Source organism: Bradyrhizobium iriomotense, assembly GCF_018129405.1.
GTDB lineage: Bacteria > Pseudomonadota > Alphaproteobacteria > Rhizobiales > Xanthobacteraceae > Bradyrhizobium > Bradyrhizobium iriomotense_B.
Map to the genome: position 1 here is coordinate 698,806 of NZ_JAFCLP010000002.1, position 26,359 is coordinate 725,164.

At 65.2% G+C, this 26,359-nt stretch carries 27 protein-coding genes; 7 read left to right on the forward strand and 20 right to left on the reverse strand.

What is annotated here, in order from left to right:
* Positions 1–134: 134 nt before the first annotated feature.
* From clpA to JQ592_RS08085, 3 genes are all read right to left on the reverse strand, one after another.
* On the reverse strand, positions 135–2,546 hold the full coding sequence (clpA, locus tag JQ592_RS08075) for an ATP-dependent Clp protease ATP-binding subunit ClpA (protein WP_211402314.1): 2,412 nt from the start codon (positions 2,544–2,546) through the stop codon (positions 135–137).
* Positions 2,547–2,836: 290 nt separating this feature from the next.
* Entirely contained in the window at positions 2,837–3,169 is a 333-nt protein-coding gene (clpS, locus tag JQ592_RS08080; RefSeq protein WP_015685564.1) for an ATP-dependent Clp protease adapter ClpS, read from the reverse strand.
* Positions 3,170–3,879: 710 nt separating this feature from the next.
* Positions 3,880–4,218, reverse strand: a complete 339-nt coding sequence (locus JQ592_RS08085; protein ID WP_211402315.1) for a phasin family protein — start codon at positions 4,216–4,218, stop codon at positions 3,880–3,882.
* 390 nt (positions 4,219–4,608) lie between these two features.
* On the opposite strand from JQ592_RS08085, the gene JQ592_RS08090 reads away from it, so the two are divergent.
* The gene (locus JQ592_RS08090) at positions 4,609–6,459 is read left to right on the forward strand and encodes a D-alanyl-D-alanine carboxypeptidase (RefSeq protein ID WP_211402316.1); all 1,851 of its coding nucleotides are present in this window, start codon (positions 4,609–4,611) and stop codon (positions 6,457–6,459) included.
* A 219-nt stretch (positions 6,460–6,678) separates the two neighbouring features.
* On the opposite strand, the gene JQ592_RS08095 is transcribed toward JQ592_RS08090, so the two are convergent.
* From JQ592_RS08095 to JQ592_RS08110, 4 genes are all read right to left on the reverse strand, one after another.
* The gene (locus tag JQ592_RS08095; RefSeq protein ID WP_211402317.1) at positions 6,679–7,404 is read right to left on the reverse strand and encodes a DnaJ domain-containing protein; all 726 of its coding nucleotides are present in this window, start codon (positions 7,402–7,404) and stop codon (positions 6,679–6,681) included.
* 65 nt (positions 7,405–7,469) lie between these two features.
* Positions 7,470–8,216 (reverse strand): VWA domain-containing protein, encoded by a 747-nt coding sequence (locus JQ592_RS08100; protein WP_211402318.1) that lies wholly within the window; start codon positions 8,214–8,216, stop codon positions 7,470–7,472.
* Between the two features lie 115 nt (positions 8,217–8,331).
* The gene (locus JQ592_RS08105; protein ID WP_211402319.1) at positions 8,332–9,192 is read right to left on the reverse strand and encodes an alpha/beta fold hydrolase; all 861 of its coding nucleotides are present in this window, start codon (positions 9,190–9,192) and stop codon (positions 8,332–8,334) included.
* A 340-nt stretch (positions 9,193–9,532) separates the two neighbouring features.
* The gene (locus tag JQ592_RS08110; protein ID WP_211402320.1) at positions 9,533–10,456 is read right to left on the reverse strand and encodes a division plane positioning ATPase MipZ; all 924 of its coding nucleotides are present in this window, start codon (positions 10,454–10,456) and stop codon (positions 9,533–9,535) included.
* Positions 10,457–10,738: 282 nt separating this feature from the next.
* Between JQ592_RS08110 and panC the strand changes: the two genes are divergently transcribed.
* Positions 10,739–11,590: a pantoate--beta-alanine ligase gene (gene panC / locus JQ592_RS08115; RefSeq protein ID WP_211402321.1), complete on the forward strand. Its 852-nt coding sequence runs from the start codon at positions 10,739–10,741 to the stop codon at positions 11,588–11,590.
* On the opposite strand, the gene JQ592_RS08120 is transcribed toward panC, so the two are convergent.
* The 5 genes from JQ592_RS08120 to JQ592_RS08140 form a co-directional block, all read right to left on the reverse strand.
* Positions 11,587–12,027, reverse strand: a complete 441-nt coding sequence (locus JQ592_RS08120) for a DUF1489 family protein (RefSeq protein ID WP_211402322.1) — start codon at positions 12,025–12,027, stop codon at positions 11,587–11,589. The genes panC and JQ592_RS08120 overlap by 4 nt on opposite strands.
* Positions 12,028–12,069: 42 nt before the next feature.
* On the reverse strand, positions 12,070–13,053 hold the full coding sequence (locus JQ592_RS08125; protein ID WP_211402323.1) for a hypothetical protein: 984 nt from the start codon (positions 13,051–13,053) through the stop codon (positions 12,070–12,072).
* Positions 13,054–13,211: 158 nt separating this feature from the next.
* Positions 13,212–13,415, reverse strand: coding sequence for a hypothetical protein (locus JQ592_RS08130; protein ID WP_183245163.1), 204 nt, complete (start codon positions 13,413–13,415; stop codon positions 13,212–13,214).
* Positions 13,416–13,602: 187 nt separating this feature from the next.
* Positions 13,603–13,971, reverse strand: a complete 369-nt coding sequence (locus JQ592_RS08135; protein WP_211402324.1) for a YidB family protein — start codon at positions 13,969–13,971, stop codon at positions 13,603–13,605.
* Positions 13,972–14,056: 85 nt separating this feature from the next.
* Positions 14,057–14,719 carry a glutathione S-transferase family protein gene (locus JQ592_RS08140; protein WP_211402325.1) on the reverse strand — a complete coding sequence of 221 codons (663 nt, stop codon included), beginning with the start codon at positions 14,717–14,719 and terminating at the stop codon, positions 14,057–14,059.
* 123 nt (positions 14,720–14,842) lie between these two features.
* On the opposite strand from JQ592_RS08140, the gene JQ592_RS08145 reads away from it, so the two are divergent.
* On the forward strand, positions 14,843–15,565 hold the full coding sequence (locus JQ592_RS08145; protein ID WP_211402326.1) for a DUF599 domain-containing protein: 723 nt from the start codon (positions 14,843–14,845) through the stop codon (positions 15,563–15,565).
* Positions 15,566–15,988: 423 nt separating this feature from the next.
* Here the strand turns inward: JQ592_RS08145 and JQ592_RS08150 are convergent, their stop codons facing one another.
* The 4 genes from JQ592_RS08150 to mgtE all read right to left on the reverse strand — a co-directional run bounded on the left by JQ592_RS08150 (position 15,989) and on the right by mgtE (position 19,848).
* Positions 15,989–16,942: a hypothetical protein gene (locus JQ592_RS08150; protein WP_211402327.1), complete on the reverse strand. Its 954-nt coding sequence runs from the start codon at positions 16,940–16,942 to the stop codon at positions 15,989–15,991.
* 49 nt (positions 16,943–16,991) lie between these two features.
* Positions 16,992–17,810, reverse strand: coding sequence for an aldo/keto reductase (locus JQ592_RS08155; protein ID WP_211402328.1), 819 nt, complete (start codon positions 17,808–17,810; stop codon positions 16,992–16,994).
* A gap of 141 nt (positions 17,811–17,951) precedes the next feature.
* Entirely contained in the window at positions 17,952–18,254 is a 303-nt protein-coding gene (locus JQ592_RS08160) for a helix-turn-helix domain-containing protein (RefSeq protein WP_211402329.1), read from the reverse strand.
* A gap of 172 nt (positions 18,255–18,426) precedes the next feature.
* Complete coding sequence (gene mgtE, locus JQ592_RS08165) at positions 18,427–19,848, reverse strand: magnesium transporter (protein ID WP_211402330.1); 1,422 nt, start codon at positions 19,846–19,848, stop codon at positions 18,427–18,429.
* A gap of 116 nt (positions 19,849–19,964) precedes the next feature.
* On the opposite strand from mgtE, the gene JQ592_RS08170 reads away from it, so the two are divergent.
* Both JQ592_RS08170 and JQ592_RS08175 read left to right on the forward strand, forming a co-directional pair.
* The gene (locus JQ592_RS08170; RefSeq protein WP_211402545.1) at positions 19,965–20,738 is read left to right on the forward strand and encodes a polysaccharide deacetylase family protein; all 774 of its coding nucleotides are present in this window, start codon (positions 19,965–19,967) and stop codon (positions 20,736–20,738) included.
* Between the two features lie 160 nt (positions 20,739–20,898).
* Positions 20,899–22,167 (forward strand): polysaccharide deacetylase family protein, encoded by a 1,269-nt coding sequence (locus JQ592_RS08175; RefSeq protein WP_211402331.1) that lies wholly within the window; start codon positions 20,899–20,901, stop codon positions 22,165–22,167.
* A gap of 4 nt (positions 22,168–22,171) precedes the next feature.
* On the opposite strand, the gene JQ592_RS08180 is transcribed toward JQ592_RS08175, so the two are convergent.
* Positions 22,172–22,546 carry a hypothetical protein gene (locus JQ592_RS08180; protein ID WP_183245154.1) on the reverse strand — a complete coding sequence of 125 codons (375 nt, stop codon included), beginning with the start codon at positions 22,544–22,546 and terminating at the stop codon, positions 22,172–22,174.
* A gap of 276 nt (positions 22,547–22,822) precedes the next feature.
* Between JQ592_RS08180 and JQ592_RS08185 the strand changes: the two genes are divergently transcribed.
* Positions 22,823–23,080, forward strand: a complete 258-nt coding sequence (locus JQ592_RS08185) for a hypothetical protein (RefSeq protein ID WP_211402332.1) — start codon at positions 22,823–22,825, stop codon at positions 23,078–23,080.
* 192 nt (positions 23,081–23,272) lie between these two features.
* Positions 23,273–23,584, forward strand: coding sequence for a putative quinol monooxygenase (locus JQ592_RS08190; RefSeq protein WP_433996405.1), 312 nt, complete (start codon positions 23,273–23,275; stop codon positions 23,582–23,584).
* 89 nt (positions 23,585–23,673) lie between these two features.
* Here JQ592_RS08190 and JQ592_RS08195 read toward each other — a convergent pair whose 3' ends face one another.
* From JQ592_RS08195 to JQ592_RS08205, 3 genes are all read right to left on the reverse strand, one after another.
* Entirely contained in the window at positions 23,674–24,450 is a 777-nt protein-coding gene (locus JQ592_RS08195) for an outer membrane protein (protein ID WP_211402333.1), read from the reverse strand.
* Positions 24,451–24,701: 251 nt separating this feature from the next.
* Positions 24,702–25,805 carry a YeeE/YedE family protein gene (locus JQ592_RS08200; RefSeq protein ID WP_211402334.1) on the reverse strand — a complete coding sequence of 368 codons (1,104 nt, stop codon included), beginning with the start codon at positions 25,803–25,805 and terminating at the stop codon, positions 24,702–24,704.
* Between the two features lie 106 nt (positions 25,806–25,911).
* Entirely contained in the window at positions 25,912–26,355 is a 444-nt protein-coding gene (locus JQ592_RS08205; protein WP_211402335.1) for a DsrE family protein, read from the reverse strand.
* Positions 26,356–26,359 lie beyond the last annotated feature (4 nt).

The window sequence follows — 26,359 nt, forward strand, 5'->3', positions numbered from 1 at the left end:
TGGTTTAGCTATCAGGAGCAGTGGCCTGGTCGCCGGCAGCAGCGGCGCCCAAGGCAGGAACGTAAGGATCGCTCGCAATTCAAAGCAAAAAGGCCGGCTTCACAGCCGGCCTTTTCGATTTCATCACATGCCGATCAAGCCTTGACCAGCGGGCCCTTGGAGGTCGGCCCCTTCGAGCCGCCGGGACCACCCGGCTTGTTGGACTTGCCCGGCGGGCGCTTGCGGGTGCCGGGCAGCTTCTCCTGCTTCGGTGTGACCGGGCCCTCGACGAACTCGAAGCCGATCTTGTCCTTGGTCTCGTCGGCCTCGTCCTTGACCAGGACGACGCGGACGTGGCCGCCGCTCTTGAGCTTGCCGAACAGCACCTCGTCGGCCAGCGGCTTCTTGATGTGCTCCTGGATCACGCGGGCCATCGGCCGCGCGCCCATCTGCTCATCGTAACCATGCTGGACCAGCCAGGCCTTGGCGGGCTCGGACAGTTCGATGGTGACGTCGCGGTCGCCAAGCTGCGCCTCGAGCTGAAGCACGAACTTCTCGACGACGGTGCCAATCACCTCGACGCTGAGATGGCCGAACGAGACGATGGCATCGAGGCGGTTGCGGAATTCCGGCGCGAACTGCCGGTTGATCGCCTCGTGGTCGTCGCCTTCCCGCTTCGAGCGCGTGAAGCCGAACGCCTGCTTGGCGAGATCCGAAGCACCCGCATTCGTGGTCATGATCAGGATCACGTTGCGGAAGTTGACCTGCTTGCCGTTGTGGTCGGTCAGCCGGCCGTGATCCATGATCTGGAGCAGGACGTTGTAGAGGTCGGGATGCGCCTTCTCGATCTCGTCGAGCAGCACCACGCAATGCGGATGCTGGTCGACGCCGTCGGTGAGCAGGCCGCCCTGGTCGAAGCCGACATAGCCGGGAGGCGCGCCGATCAGGCGCGACACGGTGTGCCGCTCCATGTATTCGGACATGTCGAAGCGCAACAGCTCGACGCCGAGCGACGCCGCGAGTTGCTTAGCGACCTCGGTCTTGCCGACGCCGGTGGGACCTGAGAACAGGTAGCAGCCGATCGGCTTCTCCGGCTCGCGCAGGCCGGCACGGGCCAGCTTGATCGAAGCGGCGAGCGACTCGATCGCCTTGTCCTGGCCGAACACGGTGCGCTTCAGGGTCTGCTCGAGATGCTTGAGCACCTCGGCATCGTCCTTCGACACGCTCTTCGGCGGGATCCGCGCCATCGAGGCAATCGTGGTCTCGATCTCCTTGATGCCGATGGTCTTCTTGCGCTTGTTCTCGGCGACCAACATCTGCGCCGCACCGGACTCGTCGATCACGTCGATCGCCTTGTCGGGCAGCTTGCGGTCGTGGATGTAGCGCGAGGAGAGCTGCACCGCAGCCTCGATCGCCTCATTGGTGTACTTCAGCCGATGGTAGTCCTCGAAATACGGCTTGAGGCCCTTGAGGATCGCGATGGCGTCCTCGACGGTCGGCTCGTTGATGTCGATCTTCTGGAAGCGCCGCACCAGCGCGCGGTCCTTCTCGAAGTGCTGGCGGTATTCCTTGTAGGTGGTCGAGCCCATGCAGCGGATCGTGCCCGAGGCAAGCGCCGGCTTGAGCAGGTTCGAAGCATCCATCGCCCCGCCGGACGTTGCGCCCGCACCGATCACGGTGTGGATCTCGTCGATAAACAGGATGGCGTTGGGATGCGCCTCGAGCTCCTTCAGTACCTGCTTCAAGCGCTCCTCGAAATCGCCGCGATAGCGCGTGCCGGCAAGCAGCGTGCCCATGTCCAGCGAGAACACGGTCGCGGCCGCCAGAACTTCCGGCACTTCACTGTCGACGATGCGCTTGGCAAGGCCCTCGGCGATCGCGGTCTTGCCGACGCCGGCTTCGCCGACGAACAGCGGGTTGTTCTTCTGCCGACGGCACAGCACCTGGATCGCGCGGTTGATCTCGGAATTGCGTCCGATCACCGGGTCGATCTTGCCGTCGCGCGCCTTCTTGTTGAGGTTGACGCAATAGGTCTCGAGCGCCTCGCCCTTCTTCTTGGCGTCCTCAGTGCCCTTGGTCTCGGTTTCCTCGTCGACGCCGCGCACGGGGCGCGCCTCGGAGACACCCGGCCGCTTGGCGATGCCGTGGCTGATGTAGTTGACCGCGTCGTAGCGCGTCATGTCCTGCTCTTGCAGGAAGTAAGCGGCATGACTCTCGCGTTCGGCGAAGATCGCGATCAGCACGTTGGCGCCGGTCACCTCTTCGCGACCCGACGACTGCACATGGATCACCGCGCGCTGGATCACGCGCTGGAAACCGGCGGTCGGCTTGGCATCGTCGGCGCCATCCGTCACCAGATTCTCGAATTCGGTCTCAAGATAATTGACGAGGCTCGTGCGGAGCTTGTCGAGGTCGACGCTACAGGCGCGCATCACGGCGGCTGCATCGGAGTCATCGATCAGGGAGAGCAGGAGATGCTCGAGCGTCGCGTATTGGTGATGACGCTCGTTTGCGATCGCCAGCGCACGATGCAGGGATTGTTCAAGGCTTTGGGAAAAAGTCGGCATTCGCGTCCTCTATGGCCCCCACCATCATGATCGCCATCGCCCGGTCAGGCAACAACAACCTTTGTCACATATAGTTATACAAGATCGCGGCGAAAGACCGGTTCCGCGACTCGGCAGCTAGCCACCTGGGCTATTTTCGATGCAAAACCCGTTCCGATTTGGGCGGGGTCGGCGCCGGTGCAGAATTCCTTAAATCTTGCCGGCCGCAACAGCCATCGCGCGCAGGCAGCACGCGACAATCACATTGCGACAGGCACGAGAGCCGGCCTAAAGACGCGCGGTAAGGTGACTTACTTCTTTTCCATCACGCATTGCAGCGGATGCTGGTGCTTGCGGGCGAAGTCCATCACCTGCGTCACCTTGGTCTCGGCGATCTCGTAGGTGAACACCCCGCACTCCCCGATACCGTGATGGTGAACGTGCAGCATGATCTTGGTCGCCGCCTCGACGTCCTTCTGGAAGAACTTCTCCAGCACGTGGACGACGAATTCCATCGGCGTGTAGTCGTCGTTCAGGATCAGCACGCGGTACAGGTTCGGTCGCTTGGTCTTCGGCTTGACCTTGGTGATGACAGAGGTGTTCGGACCCGTCGGACCGCCCGAACGGTTCTCGTCATTGCTCATCCGGGGAGCGAGGGCGGCGGTGGCCGCGGACAGGTCGAGTCTGGACAACAGTTGCGGCATGGCTCAGGCGTTCAAATTCCCCACGGAAGCGTATGACGGTCCGCCGCGGAGCCCCAGCCTTCGGAGCTTCACGCAGGCTCGCCGCCTCGTTGGATCGCCGCTTCCAACCGGTCCGGTCCAAGCCGGGTCGGTCGTCAGCAATATGGGCCCGCCCCCGGCTCGCCGCAAGCGTGCAAAGGTCCGGCCGAATGCGGCCGCGACGGTCCCGATTCCCAATCCGAACGATCCTGACCGAGGTTAGTCAATCCGGACCAATTTGACAAAAATTTCCGCGCCGTCTGGTTAGAACGTCTTGATCAGGAACCGGCCGGGCCAACTGTTGCGACGGTTTCGCGCGGGATCATCTCCGGACTTCTACGGTTCAGTCGAGCCGCCGCTTGAATCGCGTGGCGCGAAATCGGGCAAGGACGAAGCTGTGCGAAACGCCGGGGCCCGCGACCATCATAATCTACGGGCAGGTGCAATCTTGCGCGAGCAGCACAAGCGAGTTCGTCCTGGACAATTCGGCGAGCCCGACCGTCCACACATTCAGGACGATCGAACGAGCCGGCCGTCCAAGCTGCGCGCGGTGCGCCGAGACGAACCCGTCGCGACAAACGAAAAGCCCGGCTGGTCAGCCGGGCTTTTGCTTTCAGGATATCCGGGAAAGCTTAGTTGGCGGCCGGGGTGAACTTCGACACGATGGTCTCGACCGGCTTGAACGCCTGCTTGGCGAGGTCGTTGTAGAGGCCGGCGATCTTCTGCGATTCCGCAACGAAGGTCTCGTAGGTGGAACGCGCGAAGTCGGTCTGGGCTTCCATGGCCTTGTCCAGCGACTTCACGCCGGAAAGCTTCTCGACGAAGGACTTGGTGTCTTCGAACGACTTCTTGGTGTAGTCGCCATAGGCGCTGGCGATCGCCTGAAGGCCGTGCTGCACCGAGGTCGCGGAGGCAACGCACTGCTCGAAGTGCTCTTTCCCGTAGTTCTGAAAGTCTTCAACCTTGAACATTTCGGAATCCTTTTCCCTGGCTCTCGTCGGGAAGCCCCGGCTCCCTGACTGTGCCCATAATTAGTGCAACGCACAATAAAGTCAAGAATCTTGTGCGACGCACAAAAACTAGATGCAAATCGCGGAGATTCCCGGGGTTTCCCGCAAGGGTTCCTTAAGCTTTTGGAAACCGCGGCCCCCTACCCTGATTCCCTGGACGTGTTCAGCTTCCGCAATCGGTCAAAAGCCGTTTGAGAACATCACCTTAGCCAGAATAGCGGCTTAGGCCCAACGTCCCCCGCAGCGAACACAGGCGGAGGGACAGCCTGAGCAGGTAATGATCCCGGGTCCCCATGGGCACAATTTCGCCTCACGGGCCGGTGATCAAGTCAGAAACGGGGACGGGGTTCCATGCTTCGTAAAAACTTGTCTTCCTCGCGCTTGGCGCGGGTTGGCGTTTTCGGGCTTCTTACGGTCACCACCGCAGTCATCTTCACCACTGATGCTGCCGAGGCACGGCGCCACCGCCGCCACTACGCGCACCACCGGGTGCAGCGCGATGTGTCCGAGAGCTCCAGCCCGAAATTCGCGTCCATCATCGTCGACGGCAATTCCGGCGCGGTGCTCCAGTCGAACAGCCCCGACGGAATCCGCCACCCCGCCTCGCTCACCAAAATCATGACGCTCTATCTGCTGTTCGAGCGTCTTGAGTCCGGCAAGATGAAGCTCGACACCGAGATGCCGGTGTCCCAGCACGCCGCCGACCAGGATCCGACCAAGCTGAACCTGCGCGCCGGCCAGACCATCCGCGTCGAGGACGCCATCAAGGGTCTCGTCACCCGCTCCGCCAACGACGCCGCCGTGGTGATCGCGGAAGCGATCGCCGGAGATGAAGACGACTTCGCCCAGATGATGACGCGCAAGGCGCGCTCGCTCGGCATGTCGAAGACGGTCTACCGCAATGCCAACGGCCTTCCCAACGACGAGCAGGTCACGACCGCGCGCGACCAGGCCACGCTCGGCCGCGCCATCCAGGAGCGCTTCCCGCGCTACTATCGCTATTTCGCCACCTCGACGTTCAACTGGCGCGGCCAGTCGATCCGCAACCACAATCACCTGCTGGGCAATGTCGAGGGCGTCGACGGCATCAAGACCGGCTACACCCGCGCCTCCGGCTTCAACCTCGTCACCTCGATGCGCCGCGGCAACCGCCACCTGATCGGCGTGGTGCTGGGCGGCCGCAGCGGCGGTTCGCGCGACGCCATCATGCGCAACCTGCTCGCGGAGAACCTCGAGAAGGGCGCGACCACTCACACCGTTGCCGCAGTCACCGAACGCAATGGCGCTGACGCCTCCGCCGAGGTCGCCGACGCCTCGGACACGCCGGCCCGCGCTGCTCCGCAGGTCCAGGCTGCAGCCGCTCCGGCTCCCGAGGCAGCGCCGTCTCGCCTCGCTGCGCGCCTGTCGACGCTTGCCGCGGCGACGGCTGCGGTGCCGCCGGTTCAGCCCAAGCCTGAAGCCAGCAAGCCAGAGGTTCGGCCGACCGAATCCAAGATCGAGCCCGCGCCGCTCACCAATGGCGTGATCTCCAGCCAGCCGCTCTCGATCATCCCCGGCTCGTCCGAGCCGATGAAGCCGGTCCGGGTCAAGACCGTTCAGGTCAAGGCCGGCGCCGTCAAGGTCGCCTCCGCCGCCCCGGCTCCGGTCGCACCGCAAGTCACGAGCACGATCGCTGCCCGCTCCGACGTCGCGGAAACCTCCGGCGCCGTCGTCGCCCGCGCCGATCTGATCAACAAGCCCGAGCCCCAGAGCCAGCCGGAGGCGCCGAAGGCGGACGTCGCCCGTACCGAGCTGCCGCGCCAGCCGGCCGGGTTCGGCACCGGCAATGGCATCCTCGGCGTGCTGCCGGCCGCGACCCCCGCCGCGCCCGCCCCGGCCGCTCCGAAGCTTGCATCCGCCGATCCGGCGCCGCAGCCGATCCAGATGAGCGCTACCACCAAGCCGGCCATCACCCACAGCGGCTGGATCGTCCAGGTCGGCGCGCTCGAGAGCGAGAACGAAGCCCAGCAGCGCATTGATGCAGCGCGCAGCTCGGCCCGCGGGCTGCTCAGCAAGGCCGATCCGTTTACCGAGCCGGTCGTCGCCAAGGACAATCGCAAGCTCTACCGCGCCCGCTTCGCCGGGCTCGAGCGCGACCAGGCCGAAGCCGTCTGCCGCGCCCTGAAGCGCGCCGACATCTCCTGCATCACGGTCCGCAACTGATCGTCTGAACCGTCCCGATCATAATGCCCGCGCCTTGCGCGGGCATTTTTGTTTTGGGGGATGCGGCGATGCCAGTTCCGCGACAACCTCTCGTCAACAATTTACGGTTAAATTTTTACTCAAAGGATGGACCACGCCGACAATGGCGGGCATCGGGGCGACGACAGACAGAGCAAACGGAGCTCACGCGGTACGGGCGTTTGTAGCGTGGTGCCGGAGTCAGCCGTTATGCGTGCGAAGCAGAGTATCCTTGGCCTCGTTTACCCGGGCAGCGAGATACGTCGAGCCCCCCTGGTCGGGATGGAGTTTCTTCATCAGGGATTTGTGGGCCCGGCTGATGTCGTCACGTCCCGCCCCCGGCTGCAAGCCAAGGATCTGGTAGGCCTCCTCCGCCGTCATTTTGCCACTCGCCGCCGTGCGGCGCTGCCCCCCTGCCGCGTCGCGCTGCGCGTTCTGACGCCAAGCGGGAAACCGGCGGTCCAGATAGCTTTCAAGTAAGGCCACGCTCTCGGCGTCGAACGCCGGGACCATCGCCAAGAGGCCCGCGAGATCGAACTCGTCGAGATCGCGCCCGGCGTGAGGACCGGCAATGATCTGGCCGCCGAGCCGGCCGGAATCGTGGTCCAGCCGCATATCGAGGAATGCCGAGCGCACCCGCGAGGCCTGACCGGTCGGGCGCGTCGCGGCGCCACCGAACAGCCCTCCAAAGTTGCCGAACCCGGAGTTCGCCAATGGTGTCCAGCCGAGCAGCCCGGCGCCAAAAATTCCGAGGGGGATTGCCACCGCCAGCTCGCCGCGCAAGCCCGTGAAGGCCGCGACCGCCAGTGCCACCACGCCGCCGCCAAACTTGATGGTGCGCGCCAGCACCGCCGGATTGGCGGAGCGGAACATCTGGAGCAGCAGGTAAAGCGTGATAACGGCGACGGCGCCGGCGATCAGGGTCATGGCTGGAATATAGTCGGCCTTGCGACAAAATGCATGGCGTTCGCCGCCGAAGGCGAGCCTGAGCGCTACTTCATCTGGCCGATCAACATCGCCGCGCCGCTCGTGGTCGTCGCCAGCTTCAGCAACGCCTCGCGGCCGCCGGCAGCATAGGCTGCAGCTGCGCGCAACAGCTCTCGCAGCTGCGCCGCCGCGCCCGGATCGAACCGGCACCAGGCACCGCCGGTCAGGCGCGCGATCTCGCGAAACGCCTGCTCGGCTACGGCATCGTGGCCTTCCTGAAACACGAAGACGGGCACCTTGAGCATGCCGAGTTCGCCGGCCTTGGCGCAGAGTTCGTCGACCTGCTCCTCCATGGCATCGCCAACGAAGACGACGGCGCGCACGCCGGATGCGACCGCCTCGCGCCGTGCCTCGCTCAGCACCTTGCCGATCTGGGTGTCGCCGCCGCGGCAATCGATCTTGCTCATCAGCGTCGCCAGCCTGGCGCTGTCGGAGATCCACCCCGAGGCGCGGCACTCGTTGAAGCCGCGGTAGTAGACCAGGCGGATGTCGAGACTGCCGAGCGCCGCGGTTTCGCGAAACATGTCGGCCTGGAGCGCGCAGGCCATGTCCCAGGTCGGCTGCCGGCTCATCGTCGCATCCAGCGCGAAGATCAGCCGCCCCTTCGCGCCCGGCGCATGCGGCGACAGCGCACGCGCCTTGGCGACGAAGGCGGCAATGTCCTCCGAGGTCGACGTGCCGGCCTGCGGCACCGCGCCGCCGGCCTTCGTCGAAACGGCATCACCGCGCGGCTTGATGGGTTCGCCCGACATCGCAGCTCAACCAAGCGTGGGGGACTAATGTGGCGAGCGCAGGCAGCCCGGTCAATGTGCAAAGCCCCCGCCGGCGGGGCAGCGGGGGCTTTGAAGACTGTCTACGAGAAAGCCGTCAGCTCTTGGCGGGTCCCATCAGAGCGACCGGACCGGGCTCGAGGATCTTGGGCGGGGACGACTGCGTGTCGACCGGCGCCACCTCGCTGTCGGTCGCGCTCAGGAACTTGTCGAGCATGCCCTGGATCGAGTTCTTGGCGACATCCGGACCGGTGTCGCGCATGTCGTTGTGCTGGAATTCGGTCTTCACCACCTGGATGCCCGCCTTCTCGCATTCCTCGTCCGTCGGGATCACGCCCGCATCGGCCTTGAACTGCGGATCGGTGGAGCGGAACGACAGGATCTTGAACTTGCCGGCGGTGACGAAGGGCACGCGCAGATTGTCGAGCGTGACGACCTTCTTGACCTCGTCCGGATACTGCTTGGCGAAATACATGGTGATGTCGCCGCCCATGGAGTGGCCGACCATCGTCACCTTGTCGTAGTCGGCGTTGGGCTGAACCTTCTTCATCTCCTGCATGGCGAGATGGATGTTGGCGACGCCGCGCAGGATCTGCGGCAGCCGGCCGACATAGAGCTCGCCGGGCTTGGTCACCATCGGAGGATCGGTCGGCAGGTCATGCTGCGGGCTGACGACCATATAGCCGCGCGCAGCGAAGATGTTGGCGAGGAAGGCGTACTCGGTGTTCTTGACGGTATTGCCGTGATTGATCACAGCGACCGGCAGCGTGATCATGCCGGCAGTGGCCTGCATTTCCTTGTCGCGGCGGACCGCGATATCGACGGGCACGGGGCGATTGTCGCGCGAAGCGTCGTAGAAGGTGATGGTCTCGTGCTTGATCGCCCACTTGCTCGCCGTGAAATAGGCGATGCCGCAGAGGGCACTGACCGAAACCAGAACGGCAATTCCACGCTTCATTTTCGTCCTCAGCCTCAGGCTCTTACGGCCTGAATCCCTGTTGAAAATCGTGTTCTTCCGGGGCTCTTCGGCCCCTGGTCGCCTATTCCCTAATATATGTCACAGCCACGTGACAGGAAGGCTAAATATTGTGAACCGGCAGCCCTTTCATTGTGCGGCGCACTCGTTTCTTGAGCATTCCATTTTCCTGTGGCTACTCGGGTGCTCGCCACCATCCGACGCAACCGGTCACGATGGGGTTCAATTTCGCAGTAAATATGCGGTGAAACGCCCGAGCGCCGGCTTGGTTCCGGGCAGGAACCTCCCCTGGATCGATCGAAAGTAGCGATATACCGCCGCCTCAGGCGCCGAGGATGTCGTGAACCTCGAGCGGCTTGTCGACCTGGCTGAACCATTCGGCGCGATTTGCCGCACGGCGGCGGCCGCGTTCGTCGAGCGGCAGCTTGAGCTGGCGGAGCAGGCTCGTCACCTCCTCCCGCGCGGTGAGATGGCCGAGATTGGGCCGCATGCCGAGCGTGGCCTCGTCGATCTCGTCGAGGGCGGTCAAGCCGCGCGGGAAGAACTCGCGGTAGACGACGCGCTCGGCGAAGCCGTCGACATAGCGGAAGCCGAGCCGCAGCGACAAATCCTTCAGCCCGCCAGCGACGAGCTGCTTGTTGCGGGAGCCGAGCATGGACAGGCGATTGCGCACCACGATCCAGTCGGTGGTCGAGCCGTCGAGCTGGCGGCGCTTGCGCCTGACGTCCCGCACCATCTCGGCATAGTGGCTCTCGCCTGTCACCGCGTAGTTGGCGGGATCGACGGTGCCGAGCACATCGAAATCGAGGAAGCTGTCGTTGATCGGCGTGACCAGCGTGTCGGCCATCGAATGGGCGAGGCGCATCAGGTAGCTGTCGGTCCCGGGCGTATCGATGACGATGAAATCGAAGCTGCTCTCGACCGCCGAGACCGCCTCCATGAACTGCTGGAACTCTGAGTTCTCGTTGTCGGCAATCTGCATGGTCTCGCCGAGCTTGATACAGCGATGCACCGGCAGCTCGAGGTCGAGCTTGGTGCGGCGGGCCCAGGCGGCGCGGTTGTCGATGTAGTGGGTGAAGCTTTGCTGGCGGCAGTCGAGATCGATGGTGGCGACGCGCTGACCGGCTTTCAGGAGCGCAACGGCGATGTGCAAGGCGGTGGTCGATTTGCCGGAGCCGCCCTTCTCGTTGCCGAGCACGACAACATGCGCCGAGCCTGACTGGCCTTGGCTAGCTTGCACGAGCATAGCGATCCTCAACACCCCTAACGAATATCTTCGAGTTGGCCGCGTCTGCGGTCAAGTGAAATGCGTGACAGGTAATGCAAATCGCAGCGCGCCGTGTTTCATCATGAATCGCGGCGCCATCCATCGTCTGTGATCCAGCCCACAATGTCGCGACATCGCGCGTGGCTTTGCGCGGGATGCTGTGCCGCATCCGTGCGCATGGCGTCCACGACTGCCGCTTGTTAAGGTTAGCCAGCCAGGCGCCGAGCCGCCCCCGCTGATTCCCAACCCCGTCGAGTCCTGATGTCGCCAAGTCCCCTGATCGCCCGCACGGTCCCCGCACTCCGGCGCACCGTCGACAATCTTCGCAAGCGCAAGGCCACGATCGCGCTGGTCCCGACCATGGGGGCGCTCCATGACGGGCATGTGTCGCTGGTGCGTCTCGCCAAGCGGCGGGCCAGCCGCGTCGTGGTGTCGATCTTCGTCAACCCGACTCAGTTCGCTCCGACCGAGGACTTCGGTGCCTATCCGCGCACCTGGAAGTCGGACATCGCCAAGCTCGCGGCCGAGGACGTCGATATCGTCTGGCATCCCGGCGTCGAGGCCATGTATCCGGAGGGCTTCGCCACCCGCATCGCGCCGGAGGGGCCGGCGCTCGCCGGCCTCGAGGACCGCTTCCGGCCGCACTTCTTCAGCGGCGTCGCCACCGTCGTCGGCAAGCTGTTCACGCAATGCCGGCCGGATTTTGCGATCTTCGGCGAGAAGGACTTTCAGCAATTGCGCGTGGTGACGCAAATGGCGCGCGACCTCGATCTCGGCGTCAAGGTGATCGGCTCCCGCACCGTGCGCGAGCGCGACGGGCTCGCGATGTCATCGCGTAACGTCTACCTCTCGGCCGAGGAGCGGCAGACCGCGACCACGCTCTACCGCGCCATGAAGGAGAGCGCCGGACGCATCCGCGGCGGCGAAGCCGTCGCGCCCGCAATGGCGCGCGGCGCCGGGATGATCAAGGCGGCTGGCTTTTCGCTCGACTATTACGAGGCCCGCCATGCCGCGACGCTGGCGCCGGTCACCTCGCGCAAGGACGGCCCCTTGCGGATCCTGGTCGCGGCCAAGCTCGGGACGACGCGGCTGATCGACAATATCGCGGTTTAGAGCAACCCGAGATCGCGCAGCTCGCGCCGCATCGGCTCCGGCATGGCTGCAATCGAGCCGGCGGCGGACTTGCCGAGATCGGGCGGCACGGCATCCTCGGTGAGATAGCGCCAGCCCTGGAACGGGCGCATCGGCCGCGGCGAGACCGAGATCACCTTCGGCTGCATCACGATGCGGCAGCGTCCGATGCCGTCCTTGTCGCGGAACGGCTCGATGCCGATGATCTTTTCGCGTGCGGCGATCTCGCCCTTGATGACCCAATAGAGCGACCCGCCGGCGAGGATCTCGGCATCGCGCTTGGGCACCATGCGGGTGATGTGGATGTGATGTTGCGGCAGACCCTTCTTCTTGGCGGTCTGCATCCGTTCGGCCACCCACTCCTTCAATTCCTTGACGGAGTCGCAGCCGACGGCGAGCTTGATCAGATGGAGTGGCATGCCCCAGCATTAGCCGGGCAGCCACCCATTTGGAATGCCGAACTACTCGTTATCCGCAGCTGGAGCCGCCGGCGCGGAAGTCGGTGGCGCGATCGGAACCGGTGCTGCAGCGGGCGCACGCGCGGCCTTCGGTGCCGGCGGCTTCTTGGCGGCCGGTGCCGCGGGTGCCGCAGCCTGCGCCGAGGTCGCGGCCGGCGCGCGCGGCGCAGCGGCGGCAGGCGCCGCCTGGCGCGTCGCCGCAGTCGGCGGCTCCGGATTCATGATGCTCACCGGAGGCGTCGACGAGGAGCTCGGGAACTCCGCATTGGTCGGCTTGCCCGTCGGCATCGATGGCGGCAACCCCGCGAGTGCGGCCGTGGCAGGCATTGCCGGCACCGTTCCAGGCGTATTCCAGGTCGGCGCGTAGCGCGCGACCAGCGTGTCGTAGAGACGGGAATCCATGTTGGCGGCGACCTGCTGCTGATCGGTCAGCGAGCGGAAGGCGGCACAATCGAACTGCGTGCAGCCGTCGCGTGCAACCAGTACCTGCGCGACGAGGCCGTAGCGGTCACGCTCCAGCGACTTGCGCAGCACCTTCATGTCGAGCGTCAGGCTCTTGTCGGCGGTCGCGGCGTCACCAAGCGCGGTGAGACGGTCGATCCTGGCCGCGGTGTAGGCAACGGCCGCCGCCGCCGTGTCGGGTGCGCCGAACAGCGCCTTCTCGCAGCCCGCGGCCACGGCATCACCGGCCAGGCCATCGAGGCAGGACAGCGCCGGCAGGCTCGCGGTGACCGCGGCCTGCGCGCGCGACTCGGTCGGCGCGTCCAGCCCCTCCGGTCCATAGACGCGCACCGTGGCAGCCCCCGCGATGGCGATGGACAGCAGCGTGATCACCGTCAGCGCGCCATTGGCGACCGACTTCTCGGCGCGCAGCAGCGTGATCAGCAGAATCAATCCGAAGAAGCCGGCGGCCGCCAGCGTCATCCACATCGGAAAGGCCGCCGAGCGCCAGATTTGGTCGAGCGAAGTGGCCCATGCCGAGTTCATGCGCGACGTCCCCTCACGCGAGCAGAGAGCGAATGGTCAAGCGAGCACCGCGAGTCGGCAGCTGCCCCCGCCCCACCTTGTGAAGGTGAAGCGGGCCTTTTGACGGCGGGCGGAGCAAATTCGTCCGCAATTGCAATGAGCGCGGGGTCGGCGGCGCGTCAGGAGAGCGCCAGCTGACTTTCCTTGGCGACCCGTTCAAACGCCTCGGTCGAGCTCTTGATCCGGTACTGGCAGTCGTCGCCGTCCGTCGGCAGCAGGCGGATGACCTCATACGAGCCGCTGGCAGCGGGGCGCGCGATGTTGCTGGCCGTGAACAATACGCGCGTTCCAACGGGGAATTTGTGCTTCAACACCCTCTCCATTACTCAAACAGCGCCTGCCTCGCCCATGGTCCCACTGCGATGGCCGGCCGGAAACCCGGCTGCTGTATAGCACGCATGCGGCGTTTTTGACCAGCCTCATGCAAGCCTGGCGAACACACAAATTTTGAAGTCTTTTCAGGACGATAACGGGAACCGCGGCCCACTTTGATACCGCTGGAACCGAGCCCTAGGCGGTATGGGGCAGATGCCCTTGCGGACTTGCCTGGTCTACGGCCTTGGGCAGCTCCTGGGCGAGGATCTCACCCAACTGGTCGACCGGGATGTTGTAGCGTGCGGCGAGCTGGCGGACGGTGTCGCTGCCGAGCACGGCGCGGAGCTGGTCGGCCGAGATCGGCAGGTTGTGGCCGTTGCCGAGCCAGGATTTGACCTGGTCGCCAAAGCCCGCCTGCTGGAGTTTTGCGACGATCGCGCTGAGGCCGCCCTGATGATTGCTGCCGAGCACTTCGTTGAGCACGGCCGGCAGCACGGCGGCACCGAGCTGACCGAGCGCGCTGCGGAGCGCGGGATTGTTCTCCAGCGAGTCCAGGATTCCCATGGCGCCCTCTCCTAAGCCATAGTTGCGCGGTGATTGAGCGCCGCCATCCGGCATGCCGTCAAGCCGCGCTCAATCACAATCATGCTCACGCGTCCTCGAACTTCGCGATGACCAGCGTTTCGGCGATCCCCTCGCGGGTCCATTCCTGGAACGCCGGCAGCGCCATCATCGTCTCCATGTAAGCCTTCGTGTCCGGCGCCACGTCGATCGCATAGGTGCGCAAGCGGTGCACGACCGGCGCATACATCGCATCCGCCGCGCCGAAGCGGCCGAACAGGAACGGTCCTTTGGCTCCATAGCGCGCGCGGCACTCGCGCCAGATCTCCTCGATGCGCGCGACGTTGGCCTTCGCATCGGCCGACAGCGTTACGGCGCGGATCGGCCGGTGCAGGTTCATGCCGCATTCGCTGCGCAGCGGCACGAAGCCGGAATGCATCTCGGCGCAAACCGAACGGGCATGGGCGCGGGCCGCGGCGTCGTCGGGCCACAGCTTCTTCTCCGGGTAACGCTCGGCGATGTATTCGATAATGGCGAGCGAATCCCACACCGTCACGTCGCCATCGACCAGCACGGGCACCTTGCCGGCGCGGCTGAAGGACAGGATCTGCTCCTTGTCGGCGGGATTGTCGGTGTAGAGCGGGATCAGGGTCTCCACGAACGGGATGTCGTTCGCGCGCAGCGCGAGCCAGGGCCGCATCGACCATGACGAGTAGTTCTTGTTGCCGATCGCGAGCTTGAGCGTTGCCATGTCACCAATCCTTCCCGAGACGTCTTGAAGCGAGCTGCTTTTAACGCCATCGCCTGCCGCCAATCAATCGTTGCTGCGCCCGGCCATGCGTGGCAATCGTTGCGATCCCTCTAGGAGCAAGACATGAGCAGGCACTGGGTCGACATCACGGCGGTCGGCTTCTTCATCATCGAATGGCTGGCCTATGCGCTGACGCTGGAGCACTCGGCCTATGGCCGCGACAGCCTGTCGGCGCGCATGAACCGCTACCGCGAGGTCTGGGTGCGCCGCCTGCTCGACCGCGAGACGCGCATGGTCGACATGCAGATCATGGCCTCGCTCCAGAACGGCACCGCGTTCTTCGCCTCCACCAGCCTGTTCGCGCTCGGCGGCGCGCTGGCGCTGCTGCACGCCACCAACGACGCGATCACGATCCTGAGCAAGCTTCCGATCGACCTCAGCACCTCGCCGGCGATGTGGGAGCTGAAATGCGTCGGCCTCGTGCTGATCTGCGTCTACGCCTTCTTCAAGTTCGCCTGGGCCTATCGCCTGTTCAACTATGTCGCGATCCTGTTCGGCGGCATGCCGCCGGCCTCGCAAGCCGACACGCCGCAGGCCGAGGCCCATGTCATGCGCACCACACGCCTGTTCGAATCCGCCGGCCGCCATTTCAACCGCGGCCAGCGCGCCTTCTTCTTCGCGCTCGGCTATCTCGGCTGGTTCGTCAGCCCCTGGGTGCTGTTCGTGACCACGGCCGCCGTGGTGATCGTGACGTGGCGGCGGCAGTTCGCCTCCAGCGCGTGGGCGGCGATGGCGCCGGAGGCGCCCGCGGCGGATCGCGAGGAGGCGCGGAAGCGCGGTCATTGATCGCCACTTCGTGTCCCGGACAAGCTGCAACGCATGGAGCGTTGCGGCGCAGAGCCGGGACCTAGAAGCCACATCCCCTGAGCGAGATGGGCGGCCCCGGCTCTGCAGCGCACCGCTGAAGAAGCGCTGCGCTGCGTCCGGGGCACGAGAGCGAAGTGGAGCGTGCGCTGCTTCAGCATCGTCATTGCGAGCGCAGCGAAGCAATCCAGAGTCTCTCTGCGGTGGGATTCTGGATTGCTTCGCTGCGCTCGCAATGACGGAGTATGAGGCAGCAGCGCAATTCTCTGAACGACTCTCGTGGCACTCGTAGGATGGGTAGAGCGAAGCGAAACCCATCGCATTCTCGTCCCTGCGCGAACATGATGGGTTTCGCAAGTGCTCTACCCATCCTACGGCGTCACAGACACTCGGGCTACGGGAAAGCTACGACGCGAAATCCCGCGGGCTGAACGGCAGGTCCAACACCCTCCATTCCTCGTATTTGTCGGCCGGCAACATCTTGTAGGGCTGGCAGGCTTGGAGCGCGGCCGTCGCCGACCTCACGATGGCCACGCCCTTGGCGGATGGCGGGGCCGCCATGAGAATCGGCTCGCGCGCCAGCGTGCCGTCGGTGGCGAACACTGCGCGCAGCTTGATGTGGACGTTGTCGGTCGGCTCGACCCCGGCCGGCAGCTTGGCGCAGCTTCTCAAATGTCGGCGAAGTGCCGCGATGACTTCCGCCGGCAGCTTGGCTGCAATTGAATCCTTGGCGTCGCCGCCGTCGTCCTTGGGCGCGTCTTTCGGCAGCTCGGTCGGCAGTTCGGGCGGCAACCCGAGCATGACGCCATACTTGACGGTGACATCAGGCTCTGGCGCCTGATAGGCCGGCGGGGGCGTGGCCTGCGGCTGCTGCATCGCCTGTGGCGACTGCATCGGTGGCTGCGGCATCGGCTGTTGTGGCATCGCCTGAGGTGGCAGTTGGGGCTGCGGTTGCGGCGGCGGCTGTTGAGGCTGAGGCTGCACGTTGGCCTCGCGCTGCTTTGTCGGCTGCGAGGGTGAAGGCGGCGGCTGTTTCTGCTGCGCTGGCTGCTGCGGTTCAGGCGATGCCTGCGGCTTGGCGGCCGGCTTCGCCGTCGCGTCCGCCTTGTCGGTGACATCCAGCTTCGGCAGCTTCAGGTCGGGGAGCGACTCCGGCAGCTTCTCCTTCTCTTCCTTCTCTTGGGCCTTGGCTTCCTCCTGCTTCACCTGCTCCGGCGTGACGATGTCGACGGAAACGGTCTCGGGCGCGGCGGCGTGGAACGGACGGACCTCGCTGATCACGATGATCAGCGCCACCAGCGTCAGATGCGCGATCGCCGACGCTGCAATGTCCGTCCGTATGATCTTCCGCAGTTCCATCGCCCGATCTTGGGTTGCCGCCCTGCTGTTAGCATACCGCCGTCTCCCCTCAATCCCATTTCGGTGCGAAGCCGAAATCGGTCAAGCGGCCCTTGGGACTGGCCAGCGCGGCGATCTGCGCCATCTCCTCATCCGAGAGCTCGAAATCGAAGATATCGATGTTCTCCGACAGGCGTTCGACACGCGAGGTGCGCGGGATCGCAGCGACATTCTGTTGCACCAGCCAGCGCAGGCAGACCTGCGCCGACGTCTTGCGATGCGCGCGGCCAATGGCGGCGAGGGTCTGGTCGGACTTGATGCGGCCCTTGGCGATGGGACTGTAGGCGACCAGCGCGAGACCGTGCTGGTCGCAGGCAGCCCTCACCTTCGCCTGGTCGAGATAGGGATGGAATTCGACCTGGTTGCAGACCAGCGGCTCGCCCGATAGCGCAACCGCCTGCTCGACCAACGCCACCGTGAAGTTGGAGACCCCGATGTGGCGGGCGAGGCCCATGCGCTTCGCATGCGACAGCGCGCCAAGCGTCTCCGCCAGCGGCACGTGCGGATTGGGCCAGTGCAGCAGCAAGAGATCGACGGAGGAAAGCCGCAGGCGCGCGAGGCTCTCCTTGACCGAGCGCTCGAGGTCGTGGGGCGCGAAATGGTTGGTCCAGACTTTCGTCGTGAGGAAGATATCGTCGCGGCGCACGCCGGAGGAGCGCAGGCCGTCGCCGACCTCGCGCTCGTTGTCATAGACCTGGGCGGTGTCGATATGGCGATAGCCGAGCCGCAGCGCCTGCTCGACCACGCGCGCGCAGGTCCGCCCTTCCAACTCCCAGGTTCCGAGCCCGATCGCCGGAATCCTTGCGCCATTGGCCTCGACGAACAGCATGAGGAATCCTCTCTGTTGCGGCAGCCCCGAACGGCATTATGGACCTCGCCCGTGATGGTTGCCAACGGGCGTCGGTGCCATCGGGACGGATCTTCAGGGCAATGCTAACAGGAGGTTCGCGCGAGGCTTCAGGCCTTGACGTCACGCCTTGGCCAGCGCCTGGAACACGGTGTCGGGCGCGTGCGCGATCACCGCGAGCAGCGCGCGCGCCGGTCCGCGCGGGGCGCGCTTGCCCTGCTCCCAATTGCGGATGGTCTCGACGGGAACGCCGAGCTTGGCGGCAAACTCCATCTGGGTCAGGCAGGCGCGGCGCCGCAAATCGCGCACCGCGAGCGAACTGGTGTCGCTAGGTGCGGCATTGGCCGCCGGCTGGACCGGAAATTCCCGTCCATCCCGCAACTCGACGATCCGCCCGTCCGCCTTCAGCCGCAACCGCATGTCCATTCCCCCAAGCGGGCATGATGATGCGGCAGGTCGCTTAAGTTCGGATTAAAGATGATGATGGCCGGTAGCCCGGATGGAGCGAAGCGCAATCCGGGGCAGCTCTCGCGGCGATACAGCGGTCCCGGATTACGCTGCGCTCCATCCGGGCTACGAACTCCCGCCTGGGCGAGAGCTACTTCAACCCGAACCAGAGCGTCGCGATGCCGAGGAAGGAGAAGAAGCCGACGACATCCGTCACCGTGGTGACGAAGGTGCCCGACGCCACCGCCGGGTCGGCCCTGACGCGTTCCAGCGCCATCGGGATCAGGATGCCGCCAAGCGCGCCGGCGACGAGGTTGCAGATGATGGCAAGCCCGATGACGATGCCGAGGCCCGGGATCTTGAACCAGGCCACCGCCGCGATGCCCGTGATCACGGCGAAGGCGAGCCCGTTGACGAGGCCGACCAGCGTCTCGCGCAGCACCACGCGCCAGGCGTTGGAGGAACCGAGCTCGCGGGTGGCGAGTGCGCGCACCGCGACCGTCATGGTCTGGGTCGCGGCATTTCCGCCCTGGCTCGCCACGATCGGCGCCAGCACCGCGAGCGCGACCATCTTCTCGAGCTGACCCTCGAACAGGCCGAGCACGGAGGACGCCAGGAACGCGGTGGCGAGGTTGACCAGCAGCCAGTTGAAGCGGCCGCGGGCGATGGTGAGGAACGTGTCCGACAGCTCTTCGTCGCTGGTGACGCCGCCGAGCGCCTTGAGATCCTCGTCGGCCTCCTCCTCGATGACGTCGACGACGTCGTCGACGGTGATGACGCCGACGAGGCGGTCCTGGGTGTCGAGCACGGGCGCGGCGACGAGGTTATACTTGCCGAACATGCGCGCCACCTCCTCCTGGTCCTCCAGGACGGAGACGCGGCGGCGGTCCTCGTCGGTCAGCTCGGTGAGCGGCACCGGGCGGCGCGCGCGCAAGAGCACGTCGAGGGGGACTGCGCCCTGCCAGTGCTGGTCCTTGTCGACGACATAGATCTCGTAGAAGCGGTCGGGCAGATCGGGCGTCTCGCGCATGTAGTCGATCGCCTGCCCGACAGTGAAATCCTGGGGCACGGCGATGAACTCGGTCTGCATGCGGCGGCCGGCGGAATTTTCCGGATACAGCAGGCTGCGCTCGAGCGCGACGCGCTCCTGCAGGGGCAGCTTCTCGAGGATCTCCTCCTGCTCGTCCTCGTCGAGGGTCTCCAGCAGCTCGACCGCGTCGTCGGATTCGAGCTCGCGGACGCCTTCGGCGACCGTCTCCGGCGGCAGCTCCTCGAGGATCTCCTCGCGCACGGCCTCGTCGACCTCGTTCAGCGCCGAGAAGTCGAAGTCGCGCCCCGTGAGCTCGACCAGGCGGACGCGGTCGTCGGGCGCGAGGGCGCCGATCAGGTCGCCGAGGTCCGCCTCGTGCAGCTCGGCCACGCAGGCGCGCAGCGCGGCGCTGTCCGCCGCCTCGATCGCACGGGCAATTTCCTCGACGAATTCGTGACGAATTTCGCCGTCTTCATTGCGCATCGGCACGTGGTCGAGTACCGAATCCGCGGCGGATGGGGCACCGTCCATATGTTCATCCATGGCGCGCCTCGCCGTTTGACAGGTTGGAACGAGTGGTCTGAGCTGATGGTTCAGGCAATACCCACAAGGCGACTCCCAGCGCAATGGCAAAGATGCTTCGGCTGAAATGGACATTGATGTCGGCGGGCGCCGTCCTTGCGGCCCTCACCGGCATTGCCCCGACGGATGCCGCCGAGTGCCCGCGCAAGGATGCGCTCGGCACGTCGCGGATCCTAACCGTCGACGCCAAGGCCACGCCGCGCGTCGGCTTGAAGAGCTTTCCGCAGACGCTGGCGCTGGCCGATCACGAGGTCGTGCTGACCTTCGACGACGGGCCGCATCCGCCGACGACGTCGAAGGTGCTGGCGGCGCTGGCGCAGGAATGCGTGCGCGCGACGTTCTTCCTGATCGGCCTGCACGCCTCCGAGCATCCCGAGATGGTCAAGCGTATTGCACGCGAAGGCCATACTATCGGTCATCACACCTTCTCGCATCCGTTCATGGCGCGGATCCCGATCGACAAGGCCAGGAGCGAGATCGACCGCGGCATCGCCGCCGACGAGATGGCGCTGCACGGGGTCTCGACGACGACGCCATCGACGCCGTTCTTCCGCTTCCCCTATTTCGAGGCGACGCAGGCCGAGCTCGATCTGCTGCAATCGCGCGGCATCGTCGTGTTCGGGGCCGACCTCTGGGCGAGCGACTGGAACGAGATGACGCCGGAGCAGGAATTGAAGCTGGTCACCGAGCGCCTCGCTGCGAGCGGCAAGGGTATCATTCTCTTCCATGATCCGAAGGCGCGCACGGCCGCGATCATGCCGGCCTTCCTGCGGTATCTGAAGCAGAACGGGTTTCGCGTCGTTCACGCGGTTCCGGCGGGCACGTCACAGAAAAACGCCGATGCGCGCTGATGCCGGAATGTCACGCCGGGGCAAAATGGGGTGATTTTGGCCCTATTAACACTCTGTTCATGCTACGCCATGCAAAGATGGTAGGGTATGGCGCCTGAACCGTTTCCAGGCGTCTCCGACCTACTATGGCGGCAATCGCGTATGAGGGCAGACGGGATTCATGATCGGAAGTAGCGTTGTGGTTCGGACGCGATCGTGGCTCGTCCTCTGTCTGGGTTTGCTGACCGTGGGCGCACCGGCGGCTCATGCGGCCGACTGCCCCGGCCACCCGGACGCGCTCGGCACGTCCCGCACCCTCGTGGTCGATCCGCGCGAGCATCCGCGCATCGGCACCATGCAGTACCGCGAGACGCTGCCCCTGAAGGACCACGAGGTCGTCCTGACCTTCGACGATGGTCCGCTGCCGAAATATTCCAACCAGGTCCTCAAGATGCTCGACGACGAGTGCATCAAGGCGACCTTCTTCATCATCGGCAGCCAGGCCAAGGCGAACCCGGAAGGCGTGCGCAAGCTGGTGGCGGCGGGTCACACCGTCGGCACCCACAGCATGAACCATCCGCTGACGTTCGACCGGATGCCGGTCGAGAAATACGAGCCCGAGATCAACGGCGGCATCGAGTGGACCTCGGCCGCGATGACCGATCCGTCCAAGCTCGCGCCGTTCTTCCGCATTCCCGGCCTGATGCGCGCCGAGGGCGTCGAGAACTATTTGATCTCGCGCGGCATCCAGGTCTGGAGCGCCGATTTCCCCGCCGACGATTGGCGCCACGTGTCGTCCGACCGCGTCTATCAGCTCGCGATGCAGCGGCTGGAGGCCAAGGGCAAGGGCATTTTGCTGCTGCACGACATCCAGGCCCGCACCGTGGCGGCGCTGCCGAAGATCATCCGCGACCTCAAGGCGCGCGGCTATCGCATCGTGCATGTGGTACCGGCAACCGCGGACCGGCCGGCGACGCCGACCACGCCGGTCGAATGGCTGCTGCATCCGCCGACCGAGACGACGCCGATCGTGCGCTGGCCGGCCGTTCCGAATTTCGTGTTCACCGAGACCCGGACGCTGCCGGCGCCGGCGCTGTCCGACCTCAATGCGCAGACCGAGCATCAGCCGCTGCTGCCGCGCCGGACCAAGGGGCAGGTGGATATCGCATCCACCCTGCCCGTGCCCGGCCGCGATCTGTTCGCGATTCCGGAAGGCTCGGTCGAGGTGTTGCTGTCCACGACCTTGTCGCGGCTCGCCATGGCGGCCGAGACGCCCCGCGCGGACAAGGGCAAGGCCGCAAAGGCCAAGGCCGGCAAGCCACACGCTCCCCGGACCGCGCATGCGGCGCCGGCCGCTCCCAAGCATGCCGCGCAGGCCAAGAACACTGCACTCAAGAACACGGCGTCCCGCCCGACCCGCGTCGCGACCAGCGTGAAGAAGCGCGCTTGAGCGGCTATTGCCGCATGATCGCGGCGACGCAGAGCAGCACGATCAGCGCAAGGAAGAACAGGTCCATATAGGACTTGAGCTCGCCGTCGCGGCGCAGCCGGGCGACGTCGGCAACGACCTGCTTGCGCGCATTGGTTCCGCCCGAGCCGTCATTGATCGGGGCCTGAAGACGCTTCGTCTCGGCCTCCAGCTTCTCGATCTTCTGGAAGAAGTAGAACGCACGCAGCGTCGAGGCGGCGCGCATGCCGGCATAAACCAGCACCAGGATCGCGAGGATCGCCCGGTTCGGATACTTCTCCATGAAGTTCAGGCTGAAATAGACCACCGCCAGGAACGCGAAATTGGTGACGAAGCGGTAGACGAAGCTGAGAAAGACCATGCTGGCTTGAGCCTTGAGGGTGCGCAGGCGGAAGCGCGTTGCGAATGCGGGATCAGGGGAGCCAGACCGGAACTGCCAGCCGGATCCCTGCAGGCGCCCGTCTACGCCAATATTGTTTCAACAAAGATACCATGGCCCTGCAATTTGCCGCCTTTTAGCCACGCGCTGCCATAATGCAAGGGCGCCCGCCTCGCGCGGGCCGTCCGCAACGGCTCAATGGAGATTTGGCAGAAGTCGCGATAGACTGGGCCGCGCCGCCATATCTGGGGTCTGCCGATGCCGAAGAAGGGAATCACGGGCCACGACGAATGGGTTCTGACCGAGGCCCTCGCGACCGCACTGGTCGCGCTGGAGCAGCTCGCGCCGAAGCACCAGCCGAGCGCGCATATGGACGACATCCGCAAGATGCTTTCGAACGGCAAGGAGCCGGCGGCGGTGAGCCTGCACCTCGCCCAGGCCAAATGCCGCCTGTTTCCGGAAGTCGATCCGCTCGAGATCTACAAGGAATACGGCATCGGCGAGGAATACGGCTGAAGGGGCCGCCGACCGGGCGAGCTAGGGGCCGCCTGCGACCGATCCCGCGATCACCATGACCTCCGTGGTCATATTCGCGGCGCACGTCACCGTGTTTTTGACCTGCGAGGTAATCGACCGGGCGCGGTCGCATGATGCACCCTTCCCGGACCTGGCAAGGGTCCGAGCCATGGCGCTGCGGCAGGACCGATCATGCCGAGGAGAAGCACCATGCCGGTGACCTATGTCATCAAGTTTGACGTTGTGCCCGAGCAGCGTGCGAATTTTCTGCGACTGCTCGGGGCAGTGCTCGACGCGATGAGACACGAGCCGACGTTTCATCAGGCGGTCCTGCATCGCGATCCCGTGTCCGAAAATCGCTTCATGCTCTACGAGACCTGGGAGAGCCATGACGAGGTCGTGAACGTTCAGATCAAGCGATCCTATCGAGACGCCTGGCATGAGGCGCTTCCCGTCCTGCTCGCACTCGATCGCGACATCGAGATGTGGGAGCCGCTCTGTTAGGGCGCCGCCGAACGAGCGGTCGCGCAGGATCTGGAGCAGCGACGCCTGAAACGTCGGCTACGAAATCTGGTTGCGACGCCCGGATTCGATCAGGGCTGCCCGAACCGGAAGTTCACGCCAACCGTCGCCATATGGATCTGACGTCGGGTATCGACAAAGAACGCGGCGCCGTCGGTGTTGCGCGTGTAGCTGAGGCGGTTGGTGCCGAGATCAACGTAATTGTACTCCGCGAACACAGACCAGTTGCGCGCGAGGAGATATTCGAATCCGGCACCTACGGTCCAGCCGAAGTCGGTGTGATCGGGCGTGGTGTAGGACAGAATAATTCCCAACGCCGGTCCGGTGCGGTCGTCATGCGTCTTTGCCCAGGCTGCACCACCCTTGAGATAAAGCAGGGCCTGCGGCGTGATGGTGTAGCCGACCCGACCGGTCGCCGTTGCGAGCCAGGAAATCTTGCTGGTCCAGATCAGCGGGAAAGCATTGATCGGATCAGGATGACTGCCCTTGATGTCTGTCCAGTCGAACATCCCCTGCGCACCGAAGACCCAGTTTCCGACTTGGTAATCGCAGCCGATCTGTCCGCCGCCGACAACGCCCGAACCGGTGTTCGACCCGAGGCTGGCACCGTTAACAACGCCTTGCGTGGGGTCGTTGATCCGATAGGACGTGTCCGCCCATCCACCACCGACGTTTCCGCCGACGTAGCAACCTGTCCAGACATAGGGGACCGGCGCTGGTGCCTTATAGATCGGCGCCTTGGCGGCCATATCCGCACCCGAGGCAGGAGCGGCAGCGATCGAGAGCGCGGCAGCAAGACCAAAGCAAAGCTTTTTCATATCAACCTCAGGGATAAATATGGGCAGCATTATACCTGCTTCGGGAGCTGACAGCTGTTACCGCGTGGACACGGTAGAGCGAATTGACGCCTCAACCAGGCGTAGAATTCGAGCTGCAAGGCTGGAGCGCATGAGGGCTCGGTCTCTGCTTGGCGCTGTTTGCGCCGACAGGCCCCATCCAATGACAGCCGGCATCTGCAAACCCGGATGCACCAGGAAAAGCAAAGGACTTCAACGTCAAAGTGGATTTATGGTGCGCTCGGACTCGACTTCGTCGCGGCTCAGCCAACATGACAGGCGCGCGACGCGGGCGAACCCGCCGTCTGCTGCGGTTGCGGGGCGCCGCCATGGTCGACGAGCAGGTCCGTGAGCACCGCCCCCAGCCACATGCCGCCGAGCACGAGCCAGGCGGTGAGTGCGAACACCGAGGCGCCGGTCACGCCGGCGCCGACTGCGCACCCGCCGGCAAGCATCGCGCCGAATCCCATCATCACGGCGCCGAGCAGATAGCGTCGCATGCCGAGCCCGTCCGAGAACCCCTCGAGCGCCAGCTCATGCGCACGCGCTGCCGCGATGAAGGAGCCGAGGAACACGCCGGGAATGATGCCGAGATCAAAGCCGAGCCGGAGCTGCGAACTGTTCAGCACCAGCATCAGCAGTTCCGCCGACGGTCCGCTGAAGGTGAGGCTCTTCAGCGTCACCGGCGCAAACGAAGCCTGCGAAAGCTGATAGGTAAAGAGCCAGCCGGCGACCACCGCCGCGCCGGTTGCGAGCGCGGAGAGGATCAGGCGGCGCGGCAAGTCGCAGCGAAAGGCGAAGGCAAGCCCCGCGATCAGCCACAAGCCGCCGAAGGCAAGCTTTTCGGGCAAGCCCGCGCCGAACAACGTCATGATATCGCGCGACGGTCCGCCGTCGACCAGCCACAGACGGGTGACCCATTCGCGCGCGGGCGACAGCAATCCGCGATAGGACGCCTGCGCCGTCACCGCGAACACCAGGCCCGACAGCAGGGCCCTGAGATTGCCGTTGGCCGAGAGCACCAGCAGCCGGCTGGCGCAGCCTCGCGCCAAAATCATGCCGCAACCGAACATCACCCCGCCCACGAGCGCGCCGGAGATGCTGCCCTGCTGCGCAAGCTGCCGCGCCTCGGAGACGTCGAGCAAGCCAAGTGCTACAAAAGTCTGCGTGCCTATGAGCGCGGCGGCAAAGGTCAGCAGCCAGACCGCGAGGCGCGGGCCGCCCTCGCCGCGGGAGAATTCGACGGCCGCGGCGCGCAGGCAGAAGCGGCTTCGCTGGGCGAAGAAGCCGAACAGGCCGCCGACCAGAAGGCCACCGAGCCATGACAGCCGGTCTTCGCCCAGGAGATCGATCAGTGGCGCCAGCACAGCCGCCTCCGTCTTCCGTCGAGATCCGCCAATCTATCGCGCCGCGCGGCCTCGCCAAATGAGCCAAATCAAGGCCCCGAGCTTTGCAGGAGATCGCCGCTCCCGGTCAGGGGCGCAGATAGGCATATCCCTGCTGTTGCAACTCGGCGAGCCGAACGACGCCGCCCTTCTCGGCCACCACGAAGCCGGGCGTGAGGTCATCGAGCTTAACGCCCTGCGCCTTCATCGTGTTGGCGCAGGCGTCAAATCCGACGCCGGCGTCAGTGAGCTTCTTCATCATCGCAACCGTGTGGTCCTCGGCCGCCAGCGCATGAAAGGCGCGCGGCACCGGCCCGTGCACGACCAGCCTGATATCGGCCTTGCCCGGCCCGCCGACGCCGTCGACATGGTTCTGGAGGTTGCCCAGCACGAAGACGACCCGCTCGGCATCGGCGAGGTGATAAACGACGCGCTGCCGTGCCGGAGTTTCCGTCGCAGCCGTTGCCTCGCGCACGGCAAGGACGCCAAACAGTCCGGCAAGGCTCGCGCGAAGCATGGATCGACGCTGCATGGTC